Consider the following 23,367-nt stretch of genomic DNA (forward strand, 5'->3'; position numbering starts at 1 on the left):
GCTACGGACTCGGACCGCACTTCGAAGGCCGCAACGCCACCCACCAGATGAAGAAACTCACCCTGGATGACCTCAAGTCGTTCCGGGACCACCTGCGCATCCCGATCACGGATGAGCAGCTCGAGGGCGACCCGTACCAGCCGCCGTACTTCCACCCGGGCAACGACGCACCAGAGATCAAGTACATGCTGGAGCGCCGGGCCGCCCTGGGCGGGTCCGTGCCGGAGCGCCGCAGCAAGCATGCCGCCCTAGCGCTCCCGGACCCGAAGTCCTACGAAGTGGCAAAGCGCGGGTCGGGCAAGCAGCAGGCAGCCACCACCATGGCGTTCGTGCGCCTGCTCAAGGACCTCATGCGGGACAAGGAGTTCGGCAAGCACATCGCCCCGATCATCCCCGATGAGGCCCGCACGTTCGGTATGGACGCGTTCTTCCCGACGGCGAAGATCTACAACCCCAAGGGCCAGAACTACCTGTCCGTGGACCGGGACCTTGTCCTGGCCTACAAGGAATCAGCCCAGGGCCAGCTGATCCACCCCGGCATCAACGAAGCCGGCGCCGTCGCAGCCTTCACCGCCGCCGGCACCGCCTACGCCACCCACGGCGTGCCGCTGATCCCGGTCTACGTGTTCTACTCCATGTTCGGCTTCCAGCGCACCGGCGACGCCTTCTGGGCAGCCGCGGACCAAATGACCCGCGGCTTCATCATCGGCGCCACCGCAGGACGGACCACCCTCACCGGCGAAGGACTCCAGCACGCCGACGGACACTCCCCCATCCTCGCCGCCACCAACCCGGCAGTGGTCACCTACGACCCCGCCTACGGCTACGAAATGGGCCACATCGTCCGCGACGGCATCGAACGCATGTACGGACCGGATTCGACCGACCGCAACCTGATGTACTACATCACCGTCTACAACGAACCCATCACCCAGCCGGCCGAGCCGGAGGACCTGGACGTTGAAGGCGTGATCAAGGGCATCTACCTGCTTGCACCGGCCAAGATCGACGGCCCCCGCACGCAGATCCTGGCCTCGGGCGTTTCGGTGCCGTGGGCGCTGGAAGCCCAGCGCCTCCTGGCCGAGGACTGGGGCGTTTCCGCCGACGTCTGGTCCGTCACGTCCTGGAACGAACTGCGCCGCGACGCCATGGCAGCGGAAGAGGACGCGTTCCTCAACCCCGGCCAGCCGGCACGGGTTCCGTTCGTGACAGCACAGCTCGAAGGTGCCACCGGCCCCATCGTGGCGGTCACGGACTACATGAAGGCCGTCCCGGACCAGATCCGCCAGTACCTCCCGAACGAGTTCGCCTCGCTCGGCGCGGACGGCTTCGGCTTCTCCGACACCCGCGCCGCGGCCCGCCGCTTCTTCAAGAACGACATCCACTCCATCGTGGTCCGTTCCCTCGAGATGCTGGCCCGCCGCAGCGAAGTGGACGCCCAGGCTCCCGCCCAGGCGATTGAGAAGTACCGGCTGAACAACGTCAATGCCGGCTCCACAGGAAACGCCGGCGGCGAATCCTGATCCGGACGCAGTGAATCACGACGGCGGCGGTCCCCACCACAAGGCGGGGGCCGCCGTCGTCGTTGTGCTCCCGTCGTCGTTGCGCTCCCGTCGCCGTTGTGCTCTCGGCGTTTGTGACGCAGCGCAAATCGAGTTGTAGCCTTTGCACAAATGGAGCTTGGCCTGCGCGCACCGTATGCTCGATGCATGGCAGAGCCAACCCCCACTCCCGCAAAGCGCAAGCCGGCCTCCCGCGCCCTGACGCCGGAAAAAACCCAGACGCTGAAGAAACTCCGGGCCAGCGTGGGGCAGTTGTCCACCACCACCATGCGACAGCTCGAAAAATCGCTGCCCTGGTACGGACGGCTCAGTTCCGATGAGCGGTCGGCCCTCGGCATGGTGGCCCAGAACGGCATCGCCGCGTTTGTGACCTGGTACGAGCGGCCCAGCTCGCCGTCATGGATCCTCACGGATGTTTTCGGGACCGCCCCCACCGAGCTGACCCGCTCCATCAGCCTGCAGAAGGCGCTCCAGCTCATCCGGATCGTGGTGGAGGTGGTGGAGGACCAGGTGCCAGTCATCGCGCCGGAGGCGGACCAGCCTGCGCTGCGGGAAGCCGTGCTCCGCTATTCACGGGAAGTGGCCTTTGCCGCCGCCGATGTCTATGCCCGGGCAGCCGAGTCCAGGGGTTCCTGGGACACCCGCCTCGAGGCGCTGATTGTTGACGCCATCCTGCGCGGCGAAAATACCGATGCCCTGCGGTCGCGCATTGCCGCCCTTGGCTGGAAAGCACAGGAGCGATTTACCGTCATGGTGGGCAATTCGCCCTCGGAACCCAGCGCCAGCTACGTCAGCGAGCTGCGCCGGACCGCCGGCAGGTTCGCCGAGGACGCGCTGGTGGGGATCCAGGGGGACCGCCTGATCCTGATCCTTGGCGGAGTCCAGGACCGGGAGAGCGCCTACCTGAAGCTCAGCGAACTTTTCGCCCCGGGCCCTGTTGTCTACGGACCGGAGGCCGGATCCCTGCTGGAAGCCAGCAGTTCGGCTCAGTCCGCCTTTGCAGGGCTGACCGCGGCGCGGGCCTGGCCCTCGGCGCCGCGCCCGGTGGCAGCTGACGACCTGCTGCCGGAGCGGGTCATCTCCGGGGACGACGCCGCACGCCGGTCCCTCATCAAGAACATCTACCGGCCGTTGATTGCCGCGTCCAACGGACTGGTGGAGACCCTGGGCACTTATCTCGAACTTGGACACTCGCTCGAAGCGACGGCGCGTGAGCTCTTTGTGCACGCCAACACCGTCCGCTACCGGCTCAAGCGCGTTTGTGACGTCACCGGCTGGGATCCGCTGCTCCCCCGGGAGGCATTTGTGCTCCAGGCGGCCCTTGTGGTGGGACGGCTTTCCGTGCCGCCCAAGGCGCCCACCGAACGCCAGACGTCCCGGAACGGCAACTGAACCGTTGTAGACTTCCTACAAACTGACCCAGTGAGCTTGGTGCATGAATACACCGAGAATCACGCGGTAATTTGGAAAGCTGGATACGTGCTTGCAATCGTCTGCCCTGGACAGGGCTCCCAGACCCCTGGTTTTCTGGCCCCCTGGCTGGAACTGCCTCCCGTCGCCGGCCATTTGGCCTCCCTCAGTGAAATAGCAGGCATCGACCTCACCGCACACGGCACCACGTCGGATGAGGAAACCATCAAGGACACGGCGGTGGCGCAGCCGCTGATCGTCGCGGCCGGCCTGGTCGCCGCAAAGTCTCTGTTCGACGTCGAACTCAGCGCCCTCCCCGTCATCCTCGCCGGACATTCCGTCGGCGAGATCACGGCGTCGGCGCTTGCCGGAGTCCTGACCGAGACCGAGGCCATGACCTTCGTCCGGGAGCGTGCCAACAGCATGGCCGCTGCCGCCGCTGTCACCCCCGCCGGCATGAGTGCCGTGGTTGGCGGGGACCCGGCCGAGGTACTGGCCGCCATCGAAGCCGCCGGCGCCACGCCGGCCAACGTCAACGGGGCCGGCCAGACGGTCGCGGCGGGCACGTTCGAACAGCTCAAGGCCCTCGCGGAGAATCCTCCGGCCAAGGCGCGCGTGATCCCGTTGAAGGTTGCCGGGGCGTTCCACACCTCGCATATGTCACCCGCCGTTGCGGCGCTGGAAGCGCTGAAGCCCTCGCTGCAGCCCCGGAACCCGCAGGTGCCGCTCCTGTCCAACTTTGACGGACAGGAAGTGACCGACGGCGACGCAGCTGTCGGCAGCCTCATCGCCCAGGTCTCCCGCCCGGTCCGCTGGGACCTGTGCATGGAAACGCTGGTGCAGCGCGGCGTCACCGGCGTCATCGAACTTGCACCGGCCGGAACCCTGGCCGGACTCGCCAAGCGGGGCATGCCCGGGGTCAAGACCGTTGCCGTCAAGACGCCGGACGACCTCACCGCTGCCCTGGCCCTATTCGCAGAACTGGAGGGACAGGCATGAGCGTTCCCGCACTCAAGCAGGCGCCACTGCGCGAACACACCCGCATCCTCGGACTCGGTGCCTACCGGCCAGATGTCATCGTCACCAACGAAGACGTCTGCCAGTGGATCGATTCCTCGGATGAATGGATCCGGCAGCGCACCGGCATCGTAACCCGTCACCGGGCTCCCGCAGACGTCAGTGTCATTGACATGGCTGAGGGCGCGGCCCGCGAAGCCCTGGCGAAAGCGGGCATCGAGGCCAGCCAGCTGGGCGCCGTGATCGTGTCCACTGTGACGCATCCGTATGCGACGCCCTCAGCTGCTGCCAGCCTGGCAGACCGGATTGGGGCCACGCCCGCTCCGGCCTTCGACATCTCCGCTGCGTGTGCCGGCTACTGCTACGGCATCGCGCAGGGCGACGCGCTGGTCCGTTCCGGCGCAGCCGACTATGTGCTCGTGGTGGGCGCCGAGAAGCTTTCGGACGTCATCGACAACACTGAACGCACGATTTCGTTCCTGCTGGGCGACGGCGCCGGCGCCGTCGTGATCGGCCCCTCCGACATTCCGGGCATCGGCCCGTCGGTCTGGGGTTCGGACGGCAGCAAGTGGGACGCGATCGGCATGACGCATTCCCTGCTCGACGTCCGCGAGCTTGCCCTTGCCGCGAACAAGTCAGGGGCGCTGAGCACCGAAGAGGCCGAGGTTACCGACGCCGCCATCTGGCCCACCCTGCGCCAGGACGGCCAGACTGTCTTCCGCTGGGCTGTGTGGGAGATGGCCAAAGTTGCCCAGCAAGCCTTGGACGCGGCCGGGATTTCAGCCGAAGACCTCGCAGCCTTCATCCCCCACCAGGCCAACATGCGCATCATCGACGAGATGGTCAAGAAGCTCAAGCTTCCGGAGACCGTCAAAGTGGCCAGGGACATTGCCGAAGCCGGAAACACGTCCGCGGCCTCCATTCCGCTTGCCACCCACCGCCTGCTCCAGGAAAACCCCGAACTCAGCGGCGGACTCGCCCTGCAGATCGGATTTGGCGCCGGACTGGTGTTCGGTGCCCAGGTCATAGTGCTCCCGTAGCCGAACCCTTTACCCACAACTGAATACGTTCTGAAAAGCACGGATTCGCGAACCAAGCCGTAATCGCGGCTTGAATCATTTCCGGCAGCACCTGCCGGCAACAACAAGAAAAGGAGCCATCAATGGCTAGCAACGAAGAGATCCTGGCCGGCCTGGCTGAAATCGTCAACGAAGAAACCGGCCTCGCCACCGAAGCCGTCGAGCTGGACAAGTCCTTCACCGAGGACCTGGACATCGACTCCATCTCCATGATGACCATCGTGGTCAACGCTGAGGAAAAGTTCGGCGTGCGCATCCCGGACGAAGAGGTCAAGAACCTCAAGACCGTCGGTGACGCTGTCAGCTTCATCGCTGACGCACAGGCCTAGTCCTGGCTCCTGCCGGCAACGGCCGAATCCGGTAGCCGGTCCGGGGCGCTGATCCAGCGTTCCGGACCGGGCACCGCTGAATGACCCCAAGTTTTCCCCACGCATCCCCGGCCAGGCATTTCCCGGACTCGGCATGCGCACCGATAGAGAGTGATCCCATGGCACGCAAAGTAGTCATTACCGGTCTGGGTGCCACCACGCCCATTGGCGGCGATGTCCCCACAATGTGGAATAACGCGCTGAAGGGCGTCTCCGGCGCACGCACGCTCGAGGACGACTGGGTAGCGAAGTATGAACTGCCCGTCCACTTCGCAGCCCGCGCCTCCACCCCCGCCCTGGACGTCCTGAGCCGCGTCGAAGCGAAGCGCATGGACCCGTCCACGCAGTTCGGCGTTGTGGCCGCCCGCGAAGCCTGGGCCGACTCCGGCATTACCGAAGTGGACCACGACCGTTTGGCCGTGGCTTTCGCCACGGGTATCGGCGGCGTATGGACCCTGCTGGACGCGTGGGACACGCTGCGCGAGAAAGGCCCGCGCCGCGTCCTGCCGATGACCGTGCCCATGCTGATGCCCAATGGCGTGGCAGCAGCGGTAAGCCTCGACCTTGGCGCCCGTGCCGGTGCGCACACTCCGGTGTCCGCCTGCGCGTCAGGCACCGAAGCCCTGCACCTCGGCCTGGACCTAATCCGTTCCGGCAAGGCAGACGTCGTGGTCTGCGGTGGCGCCGAAGCGGCGATCCACCCCATGCCCATTGCCGCATTCGCCTCGATGCAGGCTCTGTCCCGCCGCAACGACGATCCCGAGCACGCCTCGCGCCCCTACGACACGGGCCGCGACGGCTTCGTCATGGGTGAAGGCGCCGGCGCCCTGGTCATCGAGGCCGAGGAACATGCGCTGGCGCGCGGAGCCCGGATCTACGGCGAGCTGGCCGGAACGTCCGTGACGGCAGACGCCTATCACATCACCGCCCCGGACCCGCAGGGCCTGGGAGCCACCCGCGCCCTGAAGGCGGCCATGTTCGACGGCCGGATCCAGCCCGAGGAAGTGGTCCACGTCAACGCACATGCGACGTCCACGCCCGTGGGTGACAAGCCGGAATACACCGCCCTACGCGCCGCCCTTGGGGCGCACGTCGACAATGTTGCGGTCTCCGCGACGAAGTCTCAGATGGGCCACCTGCTGGGTGCCTCGGGTGCCGTAGAGGCCGTGCTGACCGTGCTGGCCGTCTACGAACGCAAGGCGCCGGTAACCATCAACCTGGAAAACCAGGACCCGGAGATCCCGCTCGACGTCGTCACCAAGACTGCCCGCGACCTGCCCTCCGGCAACATCGTGGCACTGAGCAACTCGTTCGGGTTCGGCGGCCACAATGCCGTGATTGCAGTCCGCAGCATCTAACGTCCCCCGCTTGCAAGCGCAAGAGGCCCCTGCCGTCCGGCGGGGGCCTCTTGCGTTATGGAGGGTGTAGCAAGGCGGAGGCCGGTCAGCCCACCTGGTGCAGCCAGCGCACGGGTGCGCCCTCGGCCGCGTGCCTGAAGGGCTCCAGCTCTTCGTCCCAGGCTTCGCCGAGCGCCAGTGACAGCTCGTGGTAGACGGCGGACGGGTCGCCGGCGCCGGATTCGTAGGCGTAACGGATGCGGTCCTCGGAGACCATGATGTTGCCGTGCACGTCGGTGACGGCGTGGAAGATTCCCAGCTCCGGAGTGTGCGACCACCGGCCGCCGTCAACGCCCTGGCTGGGCTCTTCCGTGACCTCGTAGCGAAGATGCGCCCAGCCGCGCAGGGCGGACGCCAGCAGCGCGCCGGTGCCCGGCGTGCCGGTCCAGGACAGTTCCGAACGGAACATTCCGGGCGCAGCAGGCTGAGCAGTCCACTCAAGGTCCGTCCGCTTGTCCACGACCGACCCGATGGCCCACTCAACGTGGGGGCACAGGGCGGTCGGGGCCGAGTGAACGAACAAGACACCGCGGGTCATTGCAACAGACATTCCATCCTCCATAGCTGTAGGTACGTCTTCCCCAACGACCTCTGCCTGGATGTGTGTCTGCCGCGCCGGGTCCGCATGCTGCCGGTGGTCCCTGCAAAGCTATGAAATTAGTGCCGGCCGATGCCTGAAACCGCTTGAGGGCGAGCTTCAAGCCTGACTTGATAGTTGCCGGGCATGAGTCTTATTGTGCCGTACCCCGCCTAATTACGCCAGTGCAATTCGGCGCGCCGGAAGCGGCCTGGAAGTTTCACGCGCGCGGGTGCGCCTGCTGGTAGCTTCGCCGGAGCCGGTCCACCGAGACGTGGGTGTAGATCTGCGTGGTGGCCAGGCTGCTGTGGCCGAGGATTTCCTGCACGGCCCTGAGATCGGCTCCGCCGTCGAGCAAATGGGTGGCCGCGGAGTGCCGGAGTGCGTGCGGACCGGTGGCAGCGGTGTCGCCCAGCGCATCGAGCAGGTCCTTCACCACCGCGCGAACCTGCCGTTGGTCCACCCTGCGGCCCCGGACCCCCAGGAAGAGTGCCGGACCGCTCCCCTCGGCGGCCAGCAGTGGCCGTCCGCGTCGCAGCCAGTCGTCGACAGCGACAGCGGCCGGGAGCCCGTAGGGCACCGTCCGTTCCTTGTTGCCCTTGCCGAGCACCTTCAGTGTCCGCCGGTCGGGGTCGAGATCGTCAACGTCCAGCCCTGCCAGCTCCCCCACCCGGACACCGGTGGCGTACAGCAACTCCACCATGGCGCGGTCTCGAAGGGCGAGGGCACCGCCGTCTTCCGCAGCAGCCTGCAGCCCGTCCAGGACACGGACAACCTGTTGCTGGTGCAGAACGCCGGGCAGGGACTTGTCCCGCTTCGGCGCCTTCAGGCGAAGCGCAGGGTCGGCATCGAGGAGCTCTTCACGGACTGCCCAGGCGGTGAAGGACCGTGCGGTGGCTGCCCGCCGAGCCAGTGTAGAACGGGACATGCCAGCTTCACTCTGCGTGCCGAGCCAGCGCCGCAGGGTGGCCAGTTCGATCCCGTCGAGGTCGGTGGCCCCGTCGGCAGCGGCGGCCGACAGCAGGCTGTGGACGTCGGACAGGTAGGCACGAACTGTGTGGGGGGACCTGGCGCGTTCATTTCCAAGGTAGCGGCCGAAGCCGTGGGCCGCGCCAGCGAGGGCTGCGGGAAGTTCGGGGGTGTCCACGGTCCCACTTTCTCACTGTTTGGCAGCCACACAACGGACCGCAGGGCTCAACACGCCTTGCGGGAACGCTTCCAGCCGCCGCGTTCGGATTCAGCGAGCCCCAGCAGCCCCAGCCTGCCCAGCCCCGCCCTGACGGAATCAGCACTCAGCCCGGCAACTGAGGTCAGTTTTTCGACCGAACTGGTGGACCGCAGCGGCAGCGCGTCGAGCAGGATGAGGTCCTCCAGCGTAAGCCCGTCATGGTCGGCGGGCTGTCCCGGGCCCGGCTCGGCCATCGATTCACCGCTGGGCGAGGCAAGTTCGGCAATCTCCCCGGCATCTGTGACGCACACGGCTCCCCCCTCGCGAATCAGCCGGTGGCAGCCGGCGGAATTGGCACTGTGCACGGACCCGGGGACGGCGCCGACGGCACGGCCCAGCGTTTCGGCATGATGGGCTGTGTTCAGTGCGCCCGAGCGCCAGCGGGCCTCCACCACCACTGTGACGGAGGACAGCGCGGCGATGAGGCGGTTCCGCTGCAGGAACCGGTACCGGGTGGGAGCGGATCCGGGCGGGACTTCAGCCAGGACAGCCCCCTGGTTTGCGACGGCCCTGAGCAGGTCTTCGTTGCCGGATGGATAGAAGCGGTCCACTCCCCCGGCCATGACGGCGACGGTGGGCATGGTGTCACCGGCACCGGCCAGCGCAGCCCTGTGGGCGTGGGCATCAATCCCGTAGGCCCCGCCGGAGACGATGGTGAAGCCCCGTTGGGCCAACGAATAGGCGAGGTCGCCGGTGACGGCTGCACCGTAGCTGGTGCTGTCGCGGGACCCGACCAGCGCAATGGACCTTGACGCTGCGGGCAGGGGCTGTTCCACGCCACGCCACCAGAGGCAGATGGGTTCTTGAAGGTCCAGGTCCGTCAACTGCCGGGGCCACAGGGCATCGGAGGGCATAATCATGCGCCCGCCCAGCCGGTGCATGGTGGCGAGGTCCCGCTCCGGAGCAAGGTCCGGTATGCGGGGAGCCCAGCGTTTGAGCGAGGCGTTCATTCCCGGCCAGCTGCTGGTGCCGTTCTCTGCCAGCAGCGCGGTCAGAGCCTGTTCAAGCTCCGGACCGGATGCCAGTTGTCCGGTGGCGATTCGAAGCGCATCCACCGCGCCTGCGGTCCTCACGAGCGCCAGGCCCACGGCGTCCTGGGGCTCCATCAAACGCGACAGGGCGGCCCGCGCCAGGCGTTCAGTGTCAGTCATCGTATTCCTTTCAGGCCGCAGCCGAGGCAGCTTGCCGGAGACCCAGCGCTTGCCCGATATCGTCGTGGTCCGGGGTGTCACGCCCGGCGAGGTCCGCCAGTGTCCATGCGAGGCGCAGGACGCGGTCGTATCCGCGGGCCGTGAGTACGCCGCGTTCGAGCGAGTGGTCCAGGATTCGCGTGGTGGGTGATGAGAGGCGCAGTGCCCCGCGAAGGACGCGGCCGGGCACTTGTGAGTTGGTTTCCAGCCCCAGGGGATGAAGCCTCAGCAGCTGACGCTCCCTGGCGGCACGGACCCTGGCGGCGATGGCGGGAGTGTCTTCCTCCGCGCCCGTCCGGCCGAAGTCCGCAAGCGATACCCGTTCCACTTGCAGCTGGATGTCCACCCGGTCCAGCAGCGGCCCGGACATCCGTGCCAGGTAGCGGCGACGCATCATCGGCGTGCAGGTGCAGTCGAGTCCTTTGCCCGATGCCTTACCGCAAGGGCAAGGGTTGGCGGCAAGCACGAGCTGGAACCTTGCCGGATAGGCGGCGGTACCGGCGGACCGGTGGATGACCAGTTCGCCGCTCTCCAAGGGTTGCCTGAGCGCGTCAAGGACCCGCCGCTCGTATTCCGGTGCCTCGTCAAGGAACAGCACGCCACGGTGGGCCCTGGACGCCGCTCCCGGCCGCGGCAACCCCGAGCCGCCCCCGATGATGGCGGCTGCGGTGGCGCTGTGATGGGGATTCTCAAATGGCGGCCGCCGCACGAGCTGCACGGCGGCAGTCGGCAACGCACACAGGGAGTGGATTGCGGTCACCTCCATGGCCTCGGTGTCAGCCAAATCCGGCAGCAGGCCCGGAAGCCGTTCAGCCAGCATTGTCTTCCCGGCCCCCGGAGGACCGGACAGGAGGAGATGGTGCGCACCGGCGGCAGCAACTTCGAGCGCCCTCCTCGCATCACCCTGCCCGGAGACATCGCACATATCCGGCGCCACCCCGGCCCCGGAGGCGGCGTCGCCGGAGGCATCTTCGTCGTCGGGTTCGAAGTCCAGGGCCAGTTCCTGCGGATCCGCACCGAAGTCACAGGCGAGCCGGGCCAGGGTCCTGTACCCGCGGACCCTGGCTCCCGGCACGAGCTCTGCCTCTGCCGCATTTGCGTGCGCCACCACAATGTCCGGATACCCGGCCTGCACGGCGGCCATCACAGCGGGGAGGATCCCCCGGACCGGCCTGAGCCTGCCGTCGAGGCCCAGTTCGGCGATGAACACTGTCCGCTCAGTTGATCGGATGTCATTCGCGGCGCGAAGGACGGCCATGGTGATGGCCAGGTCAAAGCCGGAGCCCCGTTTCGGCAGCGATGCCGGGATAAGGTTCGCGGTGATCTTTCGCCGGCTCAACGGGATTCCCGAGTTCTGCGCGGCGGACCGGATGCGTTCCTTGGCTTCGTTGAGTGAGGCGTCCGGAAGGCCGAGAATGACGAAGGCCGGGAGGGTCTGGCCGATGTCTGCTTCGACTTCTACGATGTACCCGTTGAGTCCCACAAGCGCCACTGAGTACGTCCTGCCCAGGGCCACCTACCCCACCCCCCTGAGGTGCTCGACACGCGGCTGCCCCGCCCCGTCATCCAGGACCGCAACGACGTCAACGCGGCGGAACGGCATGCGGAGCTCGTGGTCGCGGCACCATGCCGACGCGAGCCGGTGCAACCGGGCCAGTTTGGCAACGCCGACGGCTTCGAAGGGATGCCCGTAGGCAAGGGATTTGCGCGTCTTCACTTCGGCGATGACGAGCGAGTCGCCGTCCAGGGCGACGATGTCGATTTCACCTTCAGGGCAACGCCAGTTGCGGTCCACGATCCGCATGCCCTGTGATTCCAGATATCCGGCAGCTAATTCTTCCCCGCGCCGGCCAAGCAAGTCTTTGGCTCTCATTGTTACCTCCGCCACCAGCCTGCTGGAGGGGCGAAGGCCGGCATACCGGCGGAGGGAGCTATGTGGGAAACCCGGTCAAAAGGGTCCTGTGGAGGAGATGTTGACGCGTGGAGTCAGCCGCTAGGCGCGGGTTCCGCATCTCATGCAATGGGCCGACTGGTGTGGCCGCTCATCATAGAATCCGGCATGGCTGCTCCAGATGTGCCCAAGGAACCAACAGAGTATTTTCATGGTGAGATCTTCTCTGATTTCAGCCAGGTAGGCGGTGCCAGTAAGAGCCCGCGGTGCTCGCACTGAAGCACCGCCAGTATTTGTCTGCACGACGCGGAACCCCTCCGCACTGCGGCAGGCCGTCGGACAGAAACTACGAATCAATCCCTAAGAGTAGTCTCGCGCCAAGGACCGCCGGGAGGCCAGACCCCTGGCAAAAAACAGGTAGCGCAACCTGCAGATAAGGGGGTCGGCTACGGTGCCAAGCGCCCGGCCCGGCAGCGCGCGTGTCCGCCGCTGCGGTCAGTTGCCCAGGTCCACGTCCTTGGGAAGGGCAAGTTCCTCGTTTCGGGGCAGTTCTTCGACGTTGACGTCCTTGAACGTAATCACCCGCACGCTCTTGACGAACCGGGCCGAGCGGTAGACGTCCCATACCCAGGCGTCCTGGAGGGTGAGGTCGAAATAGACTTCGCCATCGGCGCTGCGCGCCTGCAGGTCCACGTGATTGGCGAGATAGAAACGCCGTTCGGTCTCGACTACGTAGCTAAACAGCCCGACGACGTCACGGTATTCGCGGTAGAGCTGCAGCTCCATGTCGGTTTCATAGTTCTCAAGATCCTCGGCACTCATGGTTCCATCTTGCACCATTCCGCGCGGCCCCGCGGCCAGGGTCGGAGATCCGGGGTCAGAGAATCTGCCAGCTGACCCGGTGATAGGGGGTTGGCCCGGCAGCTTTGAGGGCCTCCTTGTGGGACGCCGTTCCGTAGCCCTTGTTTTCGTTCCAGCCGAAGGACGGGTACTCATCGTGCAGCGAACGCATCAGCTGGTCCCGCTCCACCTTGGCCAGGATGCTGGCTGCCGCCACGCTCAGGCACTGCATGTCCGCCTTGACCAGGGTGTGGACCGGCGCGTCGCAGCCGGGGCCGGCCGGTGCGTCGTCGAAGAGGGATGCCTGCGTTTCCGGTGAGAGCCAGTTGTGGCTTCCGTCGAGCAGCACCACGTCGGGGGTGATGCCGGCCGCCAGGATCTGGAGCCAGGCCCGCGTCCCGGCTGTCCGCAGGGCCGCGATGATGCCCATCGCGTCGATCTCGGCCGCGGAGGCGTGGCCGACCGCCGACGCGACGCTCCAGCTCCGCACCAGGGGCTCCAGCCGTTCCCGGTCGGCTTCCTTCAGGAGTTTGCTGTCCCGGACGTCGTCGAGCAGCACTGGCCGGCTCAGGTCCACAACGGCAATTCCGACGGTCACTGGTCCTGCAATGGCACCGCGTCCTACTTCATCGATCCCGGCCAGCAGCCGGGCACCGGAGCTCAGGAAGCGGTGCTCGTAGTCGAGGGTCGGTGCAATGGACATCTATTTTCCAGCCGGCGCGGGAACGTTCCGGAACACATCGGGATAGTTGCCCAGCCCTGTCAGCCGGTTGAGCGGCCAGGCAATGACGGCCGCCTTGCCCTCAATGTCAGGCATGTCGATGAAGCCGCCGTTGCTTTCCTGGTGGGCGCGGGAATCGGCTGAGTGGTTCCGGTTATCCCCCATGACCCAGATCTTGCCGTCAGGGACAACGACGTCGAAGTTACGGATGTCCGGGACCTCCGCCGGGTTGATGTACGTTTCGTCCACGGCCTGGCCGTTGATGGTGAGTTTGCCTCCCGCATCGCAGCACACCACATGGTCGCCCGGCAGGCCGATGACGCGCTTGACCAGGTGCTGCTCCGAATTATCGGGCAGGAGCCCCACGAAGGTCAGGCCGTCCTGGACCCAGGTGAAGGGTCCGTCCGCCTTTTCCGGCGTGGGCACCAGCCACCCCTTGGTGTCTTTGAAGACCACCACGTCGCCGCGTTCGAGGGCAAACGGCTCCGGAACAAGGAGGTTGACGAAGATCCGGTCGTTCACGTCAAGCGTGCTCACCATCGATTCCGACGGGATGTAGAACGCCCGGAACAGGAACGTCTTGATCAGGAATGACAGCACCACGGCGATGGCCACCACCGTGAGCACCTCTTTGATCCAGAGGTACACCGGGCCATGGGCCCTGCCTTCCTTCGCCGGCGTCGACGGGCCCGACTTCGAATGTGCGCCTCTCGAACCGGCGGCCCGGCTGTCGGTCGGGTGAGCGGGCGCATCGGACTCTGCCGGCAGGCTCGTAGCCGGAGCCGCCTCCGGAAAGGAGGTGTCCCTGTCCGTGGCAGTCCCCGCGAGGTCGCGGCCGGCGCGATCGCGCTTGAACGGATCAGGAGTCCGGGGGTCAATCTCGGGCATCTACTGTCCGTCCTTCGTCGTCGTGCTGGTTTCTGCGGGCCGGGGTACGGCCGCAAATCTGTCGAGTGGCCAGATGATCTGGACCGGCCTGCCGATGATCCGGTCCAGGGGCACCATACCGCCACCCGGCGCGCCCAGCAGGCTTCGGGAGTCGGCGGACATGGACCGGTGGTCTCCAAGCAACCATAACCGTCCGGCCGGAACGATCACACTGAACTTCTGCTTGCTCGGAGCGTCTCCGCCATAGAGGTATGGTTCCTCAAGCGCCTGACCGTTCACTGTGAGCCGCTGCCGGTCATCGCAGCAGATCACATGATCGCCGGGCAACCCGATAACCCGCTTTATGTAGGTTGTATCACTGCCGGTGATGCCAAGCCAGTGGCCGGCCGCCGCCACGCCGTCCTGCAGCGGTCCGTTGCCGCTGTTGAGCGGGGCGAACGTCCCGCGGCCGTCGAAGACCACAACGTCACCGCGCCGGACAGGTTCGGACTGGAAGTCGGTGCGGGAAACGAGAATCCTGTCACCCGCACCGAAGAGCGGCTCCATGGAGGCGGACGGGATGTAATAGACATCCAGCCAGAGGCCGCGGACAAGCCCGCTGATGAGCAATGCCAGCGCGATGGCCAGCAACGCAAAACGCCAGCCCAGTTTCCTGGGCTGGCGTTCTGACTGGTCCATGATCCGTATCCTGTGGCGCTGTTGCGGAAGAGCTCCGGCGCGGGCCGGATCCGGGTTCTGAACCTGCCGTGGAAGTCCGGAGGACTTACTTGGCGGTGCTGAAGTCGCGCTTTTCCTTGATCTTCGCAGCCTTACCGCGCAGTGCACGCATGTAGTAAAGCTTGGCGCGGCGGACGTCACCCTTGGTGACGACCTCGATCTTGTCGATGATCGGGGAGTGTACCGGGAAGGTACGCTCTACGCCGACACCGAAGGAGACCTTGCGGACCGTGAAGGTTTCGCGAATGCCGTCACCCTGGCGGCCCAGGACAAAGCCCTGGAATACCTGGACACGGGAGTTCTTGCCTTCGATGATGTTCACGTGAACCTTGAGGGTGTCACCCGCACGGAACTGGGGAACATCGGTGCGCAGCGAGGCTGCATCTACGGTATCGAGGATATGCATTGATCCACTCCTGGTGAACGCCACAGGTCATCCACTTTGGGTCACGACGGCCAAGCCGGGACTTGCCCGGAATCACCGCCGAAAGTTTTCTGATCCGGCCCCCTCACTGCTTGAAGGCGCCGGGGTGCCGGGCTGTTGGTGACGCTCCCCCTGTGGCAGGTGCGCACCCAGCAGGCACAAGGACTAATTTTGCCACATCCGGAGGATTCCGGCTAATCCGGTCCCGCCTGGGACGAGGCGCCGGCGGAACCTCTGTCAGTCTTCCGCCGGAGTGCCGTTCCCGCCCTCGGACGGGCGGCGCCTGAGGCGACCGTCGACGACGTCGTACCCCAGATCCCCGAGCGCGGTGCGGTCCGCGCGGGGAAGTTTGCCGGCGTCGAACTCGGCCAGCAGATCGGGGCGGCGTTGCGCCGTACGGCGGTACTGCTCGTGGCGGCGCCACTGGGCAATCTTGCCGTGGTTGCCGCTCAACAGGACGGGCGGAACGTCGCGGTCCCGCCAGGTGGATGGCTTGGTGTACACGGGGTACTCCAGCAGGCCGTCCGAGTGCGACTCTTCAACCAGTGATTCCGGGTTGCCGACAACGCCGGGAAGAAGCCGGACGATGGCTTCGGTCATAGCCAGCACGGCTACTTCGCCTCCGTTGAGGACGTAGTCACCCAGGCTCATGGGCCGGACCGTGAAGTGCTCTTCCGCCCACTCTATGACCCGCTCGTCGATGCCCTCGTACCGGCCGCAGGCGAAGACCAGCTGGTCCTCCTCGGCCAGTTCGTGCGCCAGCGCCTGGGTGAACCGTTCGCCCGCCGGTGACGGGACAATCAGCACCGGCTTCCGGGCGGTGGCACCATCCCTGGCTGCGGGCACCGAGCTGAGCGCCTGCGCCCATGGTTCCGCTTTCATCACCATGCCGGCGCCGCCGCCGTAGGGGGTATCGTCCACCGACCTGTGCTTGTCCGTGGTGAAGTCCCGGAGGTCGTGGACATTCAGGTCCAACAAGCCGTCCTGGCGGGCCTTCCCGATCAGGGAAAGTTCCAGGGGCGCGAGGTACTCCGGGAAGATGCTGACGACGTCGATCCTCATTTAGGCGTTGTCCCCGGCCTCAGACTTGCCCTGCCCTGTTGCGCCGGACTCATCGTCCCCGGAATCCTCAACGTTGATCTCGAACAGCCCGGGCGGCGGGGTCACCAGGATGTACTTCTCCCCCACGTTGACCTCGGGCACGATCTCCTCGACGAAGGGAATCAGGATCTCCTTGCCGTCCGCCGCCTCCACCACAATCAGGTCCTGGACCGGCATGGTACGGAGCCCGGAGACCTTGCCGACGACGGTGTCGCCCACGCGGACCTCGAGGCCGACGAGCTCGTGCTCGTACCAGCCTTCGTCATCGTCCTCGTCGAGCTCTTCCGTCTCGATGAACAGCCGGGCGCCGCGCAGGGCCTCAGCCTGGTTGCGCGTCTCGACGCCCTCGAATCCCAGCAGCAGGATGTCCTTGTTCCAGCGTGCACTGTCCACGGTCAGCGTTCCGACCGAGGCGGGCTCAACCACGAATTCCGTGCCCGGAACGAAACGGTCCTCCGGCGCATCGGTCAGGACCTGGACGGTCACTTCGCCGCGGATGCCGTGCGGTTTGCCGATTCGTGCCACCTGAAGCTGCATCTGTTCCTCTGTTCCGGGATTCGTTCTGTACTGGTTTTACTGCGGCCGGTTGCGGGGACTCGCTCCACCGCGCGCCCGCCGCCGCGCCGGGTTCTTCCTGAAAACAGTCCGGCCCCTCCACCATAATCTGGTGAAGGGGCCGGACTTGAGACAAATAGTGCGGGGCGTTTACCGGCGGCGGTCGGTGTCGACGACGTCGACCCTGACCTGTTCGCCGCCGGCCAGCGCCGCAACGACAGTGCGCAGTGCGCGTGCCGTGCGGCCCTGACGACCGATCACCCGTCCGAGGTCATCCTGGTGAACTCGCACCTCGAGGGTGTCCCCGCGGCGGTTGTTCTTGGCGCTGACCTTGACGTCCTCAGGACTGTCAACGATCCCGCGGACAAGGTGTTCGAGCGCTTCTGCCAGCAATTTACTCAGCCTCGGTGGTCTCTGCTTCAGCTTCGGTGGAAGCTTCGGCTGCTTCGTCCTTCTTGGCCTTCTTGGTGATGGCTTCCGGGATGATCACGGAACCCTTTTCCGGGGTAACGAAGGCAGCCTTGGGAGCCTTGGTCTTCAAGGTGCCCTCCTGGCCGGGGAGACCCTTGAACTTCTGCCAGTCACCGGTGATCTTGAGGATCGCGGCAACCTGCTCGGACGGCTGTGCGCCAACTCCGAGCCAGTACTGGGCACGGTCCGTGTCAACCTCGATGTACGAGGGCTCTTCGGTGGGGTGGTACTTGCCGATCTCTTCGATCGCACGGCCGTCACGCTTGGAGCGTGCGTCCATGACAACGATGCGGTAGTACGGTGCGCGCATCTTGCCGAAGCGCTTAAGGCGAATCTTTACGGCCACTTTTGTGGTCACTCCTGTTTCTGAAACGGGGTCGAGCCCGGCGTTCTGCACCCGTGGGGCGGGCCGTACTAGGGGGTTCTAAAAGGACAAGATCCGGACGCGGAGAGAGGGGCCACGCAGATCAAGTACCTGTTCATTGTGCCAGATCAGCGCCGGGATTTCGACTTGACACCCGGCGGCCCGGTCAGGCCGACCAAACGTACAGGCCGGTCCGGGCGTTGGCGTCCACGCTGCCGGCCATCTGCGCGAGCCGCTGGACATAGCCAAGGGCCTCCTCGGAGCCGAAAGGCATGTCCTCCTCCGCCGCCCACCTGGCGGCAACATCCTCCAGAACGTTGCCCTCGCCCTCGGTCTCGTAGCTGAGGAGTTCCGCGAGCGCCCGGACCATGGCCGGCGGTACGCCCAGGAGGGAATCACTGGCCACGTCCACCATGGCGAGTTCATAGTCCGCGCCCGCCGCGTGCACGGCCGCTCCGGCCAGGTCGCCGAGTTGCTCAATCTCGAAATCGCTGATGTCCGGAATCCGCAGCGAGTCAGGACCCGCGGGCCCGCCGCCCTCAAGTGCCCCCGCGCGCTTGAGCGCCTCATCGTGGGTGGAAACAAAGATTTCAGTAAAACCCATGGAAATCATCCTCATTCCGTCGGCGCTGCGATGGTCCCGCCGGGCACCTTTACAGCTGCCCCGGACGTCCGGAATCAGCCTAACGCAGAAGGACGCGCAGGTCAGCGACGCCTTAGCGGACGGCGACGCGGATCCGGTTGCGCCACGGATCCTCGAACCGCAGCTCCACTCCGGTGTGGTGCGACGCCACACCGGCAACCCGCAAACGGTCGGCGAGTGCGCCGACGTCGTCCGTTCCCGGCACTTCGATCAGGACTTCGCCCAAGCCCAAGGTGTCCTTCCGGGGCCCCGCTCCGCGGCTGTTCCAGACATTCATTGCCATGTGGTGGTGGTAGCCGCCGGCGGAGACGAACAGTGCCTGCCCGTGCCATCCGGCGGTTTTCTCGAAACCAAGAGTGCCCACGTAGAAGTCATGGGCCGACCGGACATCGCCCACCTGAAGATGGACGTGGCCGACGCCGGCATGGGACTCACGCTGGCCGCTTACCGCTTCCTCAGTGAGGAATTCCTGCAGGAACCGCTGCGGCGGGAGGGCAAGGCTGTCCATGACCACGCTGGTCCCCTCCCAGGACCAGTCACTGCGGGGACGGTCCCAGTACAGCTCGATGCCGTTGCCCTCGGGGTCGCTGAAGTAGAAGGCCTCACTGACGAGGTGGTCGGCGCTGCCGGTGAACAGCCGCGGCTCATACCGGGCCGCCGAAGCCACCGTGGCAGCGAGCGACGGCCTGTCTTCGAAGAGCAGGGCGGTATGGAACAGTCCGGCTTCACCCCGGGCCGGAAGGTTGAGCCCGGGGGCGGGTGCCAGGTGGACCAGGGGCGTTCCGCGCCGGCCAAGGTACACGCCGCCGTCCTGCTCAGCCACGACTTCCAGCCCGAGCGCGCGCTGGTAGTAGTCCGTCATCAGCTTCATGTCCCCGACCTTGAGCATCACCGTGCCCATGGCGAGATCCGCCGGCAGCAGGTCCTTGCTGCTGGATTCTGTGGTCATGGCAACTCCAAACTCCCGAAACTCTGCCGCCGGTCCTCCGGTGACGCTTACATAGAGTAAATTACTTGAACCTTCAATTTATTCCTGTCGGAGCCGACGTCCCCGAAGAATGATGTGCGCCAGGTTCCGCAGCGTTTCCGGACTGATCCTGGGGTCCTGTTCGCACAGTAAGACGTCGGCGCTGGCACCCTCGGCGATACCCTCCGCTCCCAGCCACTTCCGGGCGCCCCACGACGCCGCGTCCAGCGCTGCCGCCGCCGGCAGGCCTGCAGTGTGGAGCGCCTGGATCTCGTCCACGATCCGGCCATGGCCGATGACGCTGCCCGCATCCGTCCCGGCGTAGATTGGCACACCCGCTTCGAAGGCTTCCACAATCCGCTCGTTCCGCCGCTGCCACAAGGCGCGCATGTGTGCGGCATACACCGGAAACTTCGCTTCCGCCCGGGCCGCGATGTCCGGGAACGTTGCAATGTTGATCAGCGTGGGAACAATAGGGACGCGCTGTTCCACGAAGCGGGGTATGTGCCGCGGGAGGAGTCCGGTGCCGTGTTCGATGCAGTCGATGCCGGCGTCGAGCATGTCATCCAGCGTGTCTTCGGCGAAACAGTGCGCGGTCACCCGGGCACCTTCATCGTGGGCGGCGCGGACGGCATCCCGCACCACTGCGGCCGGGAACGACGCCGCGAGGTCGCCGGCGCCGCGGTCGATCCAGTCCCCCACGAGCTTGACCCAGCCGTCACCCGCGCGCGCCTGCTTCCGCACGGCTTCGACCAGTCCGTCCGGCTCGACTTCGATGGCGAATCCGCGCAGATAGCGGCGGGTCCTGGCAATGTGGCGTCCCGCCCGGATGATCCGCGGCAGCTCCGGACGCTGCTGGATCCACCGCGTGTCATGCACCGCTCCAGCGTCGCGGACCAGCAGCGTGCCGGCCTCAAGGTCTGTCACGGCCTGCTCTTCGGCGATGGACTCGGACACATCCCCGTCGGGTCCAAGGCCGATGTGACAATGTGCGTCCACGAGGCCCGGAAGCACCCAGCCGTCCAGCACCACGTCCGGCGGAGCGGCCGGCCGGGTGAATGTCAGCCTGCCGTCCACGGCCCAAAGGCCGTCCCGTTCCTGGTCGGGGGCGGTCAGCACGGTCCCGGTGAATTCGATGATTCCACGCATGCCTCCAGCCTAGACCGCGGTTCCGGGTCGTGGATGTGAACCTCGTGTGACGTGGAGGCTGCCCGGGCCTGTGGTAGCTTCGTCTACGACCACACGGGTGCCCCTGCAGGGGCTGAGATCGGGCTGACGCGGCCTGCGACCGTCGAACCTGTCCGGGTAATGCCGGCGAAGGAAGTGAGTATTCCGTGAATACACCAGAAACACAGCTGAACCCTGCCCAAAATGGGTCCGTCGCCAGCCAGGCGGGCACTCATGAAACGCAGTCCCTGAAGTCCCATTCACTGGCGTTCATCGCCGACGAGGCCACCGGGATCCGGGTACCGGTGACCGAAATTGCCCTGGAGGATTCGCCGGGGGGCGCGGCCAACCCGCCCTTCCGGGTCTACCGGACAGCAGGGCCCGGCAGCGATCCGGTGGTGGGATTGGAACCGTTCAGGACCCGGTGGATTGAATCCAGGGGGGACACCGAGCCGTACAGCGGCAGGGAACGGAACCTCCTCGACGACGGCAAGTCGGCCGTGCGCCGGGGCGCTGCGTCCGCGGAGTGGAAGGGCGCACAGCCGGTGCCCCGCCGTGCGGTCGCGGGCCGCACCGTCACCCAGATGCACTACGCCCGGCAGGGCGTGGTGACTCCCGAAATGCAGTTCGTCGCGCTACGGGAAAACTGCGATGTTGAGCTGGTGCGCAGCGAAGTTGCCGCGGGCCGAGCCATCATCCCCAACAACATCAACCACCCGGAGTCCGAGCCGATGATCATCGGCAAGGCCTTCCTCGTGAAGATCAACGCCAACATCGGCAACTCGGCTGTTACCAGTTCCATCGCCGAGGAGGTCGACAAGCTGCAGTGGGCCACCCAGTGGGGTGCAGACACGGTGATGGACCTGTCCACCGGAGACGACATCCACACCACCCGGGAATGGATCATCCGCAACTCGCCGGTGCCGATCGGCACCGTGCCCATCTACCAGGCCCTGGAGAAGGTTAACGGCGAGGCCAACAAACTGACGTGGGAAATTTTCCGCGACACCGTCATCGAGCAGTGCGAGCAGGGTGTGGACTACATGACCATCCACGCCGGAGTCCTGCTGCGCTACGTACCGCTGACGGCCAACCGCGTCACCGGCATCGTCTCACGCGGAGGATCCATCATGGCGGGCTGGTGCCTGGCCCACCATCAGGAAAACTTCCTGTACACGCACTTCGACGAACTGTGCGAGATCTTCGCCAAGTACGACGTTGCGTTCTCGCTTGGCGACGGGCTGCGGCCCGGCGCGACGGCGGACGCAAACGACGCCGCGCAGTTCGCAGAGCTGGATACGTTGGCTGAGCTGACGCAGCGCGCCTGGGAATTCGATGTGCAGGTGATGGTGGAGGGCCCCGGACATGTGCCGTTCCACCTTGTCAGGGAAAACGTGGAGCGCCAGCAGGAACTCTGCAAGGGAGCACCCTTTTACACGCTCGGGCCGCTGGTCACGGACATAGCTCCCGGCTACGACCACATCACGTCAGCCATCGGCGCCACGGAAATCGCCCGTTACGGCACGGCCATGCTCTGTTACGTCACACCCAAGGAACACCTGGGGCTGCCGAACAAGGACGACGTGAAGACCGGTGTGATCACTTACAAGATCGCCGCCCACGCCGCCGACCTCGCCAAGGGCCACCCGGGGGCCCATGAACGTGACGACGCCCTGTCCAAGGCCCGGTTCGAATTCCGCTGGCGGGACCAGTTTGCCCTGTCTCTGGACCCTGTCACGGCTGAGGCCTTCCATGACGAGACGCTGCCCGCGGAACCGGCAAAGACAGCGCATTTCTGCTCCATGTGCGGGCCCAAGTTCTGCTCCATGCGCATCAGCCAGGACATCCGGGACGAATACGGTTCAGCCGAAGCCCAGACCGCCCTGGCCGAGATGGCGGCAGGCATGCGGGAGAAGAGCAACGAATTCCTGGCAGCCGGCGGCAAGGTCTACCTTCCGGAACTGCAGCTTCCCCGCCAGGAACAGCCGGAGCTGCGCAATGCCACAGCGGGTGAAGGCGCCGCTAAGACGCCTGTGAGTGCTGACGCCGGCTGACCTCTGCAATAAATGACCGGATGAACCGGTCTCCCTCCACGGAGTCCTGAGGCCGGTGCCCGCCCGCTGCAACGCGGTGCAGGGCACCGGTTTCGCGCAGGTACCCGGCAATCTCCTCGTACAGCGGCTCCCAGCCGCCGGTGAGCACAAGCGTAGGGACTCCCGGGACGATCTCCAGCGGCGCCTCCCACGGGGGCGCCTGCAGCCGGAGCCTGCGGGCGCTGTTGAGCGCTTCCGGTGTGGCCGGGCCGTCGCTGTGAACGGAAAATGCGCGCCGGACGAACTCCCGCTGGAAGTCGTCGTCGCCCAGCTGGTGCCGCACATCGAATAGGGGCTGCATCAGGGACCGGTGCGCTGCCGTCGCGGGCAGTTCGGCAGTCAGCGACAGGCACGCGGGCTCCACCAGGGTGAGGGAGTGCACCAGGTCCGGGCGCTCCACGGCCGCCATCATCGCCGCGATGGCGCCCTGGGAATGGGCCACCACATGACCGCCGGCAGCGCCGCGGCCTTCATCTGCCAAAGCGGCCAGCACAATCCGGGCGTCGGCCTGAAAGTCCGACTCAAGAGGTTCCGCCACCGGGTCAAAGCCGTAGCGGCGCAGGAACAGTGCGTCATAGGCAAGTGCCATGCCGTGCTGCTTGGGCCACGCGGCGGACCCGAAGGCCCCCGAACCGTGGACGAACACTACGCGCTGCTTAAACATGCCCCAACCCTATGGCAATGGCCGGATAATTCG

General features: G+C 66.0%; 24 protein-coding genes, 1 pseudogene and 1 riboswitch. Of the genes and pseudogenes, 7 read left to right on the plus strand and 18 right to left on the minus strand.

Annotated elements, in window-relative coordinates; all coding sequences use genetic code 11:
* From PV761_RS19245 to fabF, 6 genes and pseudogenes are all read left to right on the plus strand, one after another.
* A pseudogene (locus PV761_RS19245) lies at positions 1-1,523 on the plus strand (pyruvate dehydrogenase (acetyl-transferring), homodimeric type); the annotation flags it as partial.
* 186 nt (positions 1,524-1,709) lie between these two features.
* Positions 1,710-2,954 carry a helix-turn-helix domain-containing protein gene (locus PV761_RS19250; RefSeq protein ID WP_028271676.1) on the plus strand — a complete coding sequence of 415 codons (1,245 nt, stop codon included), beginning with the start codon at positions 1,710-1,712 and terminating at the stop codon, positions 2,952-2,954.
* Between the two features lie 87 nt (positions 2,955-3,041).
* On the plus strand, positions 3,042-3,971 hold the full coding sequence (locus tag PV761_RS19255) for an ACP S-malonyltransferase (RefSeq protein WP_347899233.1): 930 nt from the start codon (positions 3,042-3,044) through the stop codon (positions 3,969-3,971).
* A complete protein-coding gene (locus tag PV761_RS19260) occupies positions 3,968-5,029 on the plus strand; it encodes a beta-ketoacyl-ACP synthase III (RefSeq protein ID WP_347899235.1) in 1,062 nt (353 codons plus the stop codon). Before PV761_RS19255 ends, PV761_RS19260 begins: the two co-directional genes overlap by 4 nt.
* A 122-nt stretch (positions 5,030-5,151) precedes the next feature.
* On the plus strand, positions 5,152-5,397 hold the full coding sequence (locus PV761_RS19265) for an acyl carrier protein (protein WP_028271673.1): 246 nt from the start codon (positions 5,152-5,154) through the stop codon (positions 5,395-5,397).
* Positions 5,398-5,555: 158 nt separating this feature from the next.
* Positions 5,556-6,794 carry a beta-ketoacyl-ACP synthase II gene (fabF, locus tag PV761_RS19270; protein ID WP_055795818.1) on the plus strand — a complete coding sequence of 413 codons (1,239 nt, stop codon included), beginning with the start codon at positions 5,556-5,558 and terminating at the stop codon, positions 6,792-6,794.
* 85 nt (positions 6,795-6,879) lie between these two features.
* On the opposite strand, the gene PV761_RS19275 is transcribed toward fabF, so the two are convergent.
* The 17 genes from PV761_RS19275 to PV761_RS19355 form a co-directional block, all read right to left on the minus strand.
* Positions 6,880-7,383 carry a DUF3145 domain-containing protein gene (locus PV761_RS19275; protein ID WP_028271671.1) on the minus strand — a complete coding sequence of 168 codons (504 nt, stop codon included), beginning with the start codon at positions 7,381-7,383 and terminating at the stop codon, positions 6,880-6,882.
* A 247-nt stretch (positions 7,384-7,630) separates the two neighbouring features.
* On the minus strand, positions 7,631-8,557 hold the full coding sequence (locus PV761_RS19280) for a tyrosine recombinase XerC (protein WP_347899238.1): 927 nt from the start codon (positions 8,555-8,557) through the stop codon (positions 7,631-7,633).
* 47 nt (positions 8,558-8,604) lie between these two features.
* On the minus strand, positions 8,605-9,789 hold the full coding sequence (dprA, locus tag PV761_RS19285) for a DNA-processing protein DprA (protein ID WP_347899295.1): 1,185 nt from the start codon (positions 9,787-9,789) through the stop codon (positions 8,605-8,607).
* Positions 9,790-9,799: 10 nt separating this feature from the next.
* Positions 9,800-11,344, minus strand: a complete 1,545-nt coding sequence (locus tag PV761_RS19290; RefSeq protein ID WP_347899296.1) for a YifB family Mg chelatase-like AAA ATPase — start codon at positions 11,342-11,344, stop codon at positions 9,800-9,802.
* On the minus strand, positions 11,345-11,701 hold the full coding sequence (locus PV761_RS19295; protein ID WP_347899297.1) for a YraN family protein: 357 nt from the start codon (positions 11,699-11,701) through the stop codon (positions 11,345-11,347). It abuts the gene before it with no gap.
* 513 nt (positions 11,702-12,214) lie between these two features.
* On the minus strand, positions 12,215-12,541 hold the full coding sequence (locus PV761_RS19300) for a DUF2469 domain-containing protein (RefSeq protein WP_003806068.1): 327 nt from the start codon (positions 12,539-12,541) through the stop codon (positions 12,215-12,217).
* A gap of 55 nt (positions 12,542-12,596) precedes the next feature.
* Positions 12,597-13,262, minus strand: coding sequence for a ribonuclease HII (locus tag PV761_RS19305; RefSeq protein ID WP_347899298.1), 666 nt, complete (start codon positions 13,260-13,262; stop codon positions 12,597-12,599).
* Positions 13,263-14,168 (minus strand): signal peptidase I, encoded by a 906-nt coding sequence (gene lepB, locus PV761_RS19310; RefSeq protein WP_347899299.1) that lies wholly within the window; start codon positions 14,166-14,168, stop codon positions 13,263-13,265.
* Positions 14,169-14,846, minus strand: a complete 678-nt coding sequence (lepB, locus tag PV761_RS19315; protein ID WP_028271664.1) for a signal peptidase I — start codon at positions 14,844-14,846, stop codon at positions 14,169-14,171.
* Between the two features lie 85 nt (positions 14,847-14,931).
* Positions 14,932-15,291, minus strand: a complete 360-nt coding sequence (gene rplS, locus PV761_RS19320) for a 50S ribosomal protein L19 (protein WP_011692321.1) — start codon at positions 15,289-15,291, stop codon at positions 14,932-14,934.
* 255 nt (positions 15,292-15,546) lie between these two features.
* The gene (gene trmD, locus PV761_RS19325; RefSeq protein WP_347899300.1) at positions 15,547-16,371 is read right to left on the minus strand and encodes a tRNA (guanosine(37)-N1)-methyltransferase TrmD; all 825 of its coding nucleotides are present in this window, start codon (positions 16,369-16,371) and stop codon (positions 15,547-15,549) included.
* Positions 16,372-16,947: a ribosome maturation factor RimM gene (rimM, locus tag PV761_RS19330; RefSeq protein ID WP_347899301.1), complete on the minus strand. Its 576-nt coding sequence runs from the start codon at positions 16,945-16,947 to the stop codon at positions 16,372-16,374.
* A 168-nt stretch (positions 16,948-17,115) separates the two neighbouring features.
* Complete coding sequence (locus tag PV761_RS19335) at positions 17,116-17,358, minus strand: RNA-binding protein (RefSeq protein ID WP_011692324.1); 243 nt, start codon at positions 17,356-17,358, stop codon at positions 17,116-17,118.
* Between the two features lies 1 nt (position 17,359).
* A complete protein-coding gene (gene rpsP, locus PV761_RS19340) occupies positions 17,360-17,782 on the minus strand; it encodes a 30S ribosomal protein S16 (RefSeq protein ID WP_028271661.1) in 423 nt (140 codons plus the stop codon).
* Positions 17,783-17,966: 184 nt separating this feature from the next.
* Positions 17,967-18,404: a hypothetical protein gene (locus PV761_RS19345; RefSeq protein ID WP_347899302.1), complete on the minus strand. Its 438-nt coding sequence runs from the start codon at positions 18,402-18,404 to the stop codon at positions 17,967-17,969.
* A gap of 112 nt (positions 18,405-18,516) precedes the next feature.
* The gene (locus PV761_RS19350; RefSeq protein WP_028271659.1) at positions 18,517-19,392 is read right to left on the minus strand and encodes a VOC family protein; all 876 of its coding nucleotides are present in this window, start codon (positions 19,390-19,392) and stop codon (positions 18,517-18,519) included.
* Positions 19,393-19,470: 78 nt separating this feature from the next.
* Entirely contained in the window at positions 19,471-20,559 is a 1,089-nt protein-coding gene (locus PV761_RS19355) for an amidohydrolase family protein (protein ID WP_347899303.1), read from the minus strand.
* A gap of 83 nt (positions 20,560-20,642) precedes the next feature.
* A riboswitch (TPP riboswitch) is annotated at positions 20,643-20,750 on the plus strand.
* Here PV761_RS19355 and thiC point away from each other — a divergent pair.
* A complete protein-coding gene (gene thiC, locus PV761_RS19360; RefSeq protein WP_347899304.1) occupies positions 20,745-22,631 on the plus strand; it encodes a phosphomethylpyrimidine synthase ThiC in 1,887 nt (628 codons plus the stop codon). Its footprint overlaps the riboswitch before it by 6 nt.
* On the opposite strand, the gene PV761_RS19365 is transcribed toward thiC, so the two are convergent.
* The gene (locus PV761_RS19365; RefSeq protein ID WP_028271656.1) at positions 22,600-23,334 is read right to left on the minus strand and encodes an alpha/beta hydrolase; all 735 of its coding nucleotides are present in this window, start codon (positions 23,332-23,334) and stop codon (positions 22,600-22,602) included. The two genes, thiC and PV761_RS19365, sit on opposite strands and share 32 nt — an antisense overlap.
* Positions 23,335-23,367 lie beyond the last annotated feature (33 nt).

The organism is Arthrobacter sp. CC3 (assembly GCF_039907775.1).
Classification (GTDB): domain Bacteria; phylum Actinomycetota; class Actinomycetes; order Actinomycetales; family Micrococcaceae; genus Arthrobacter.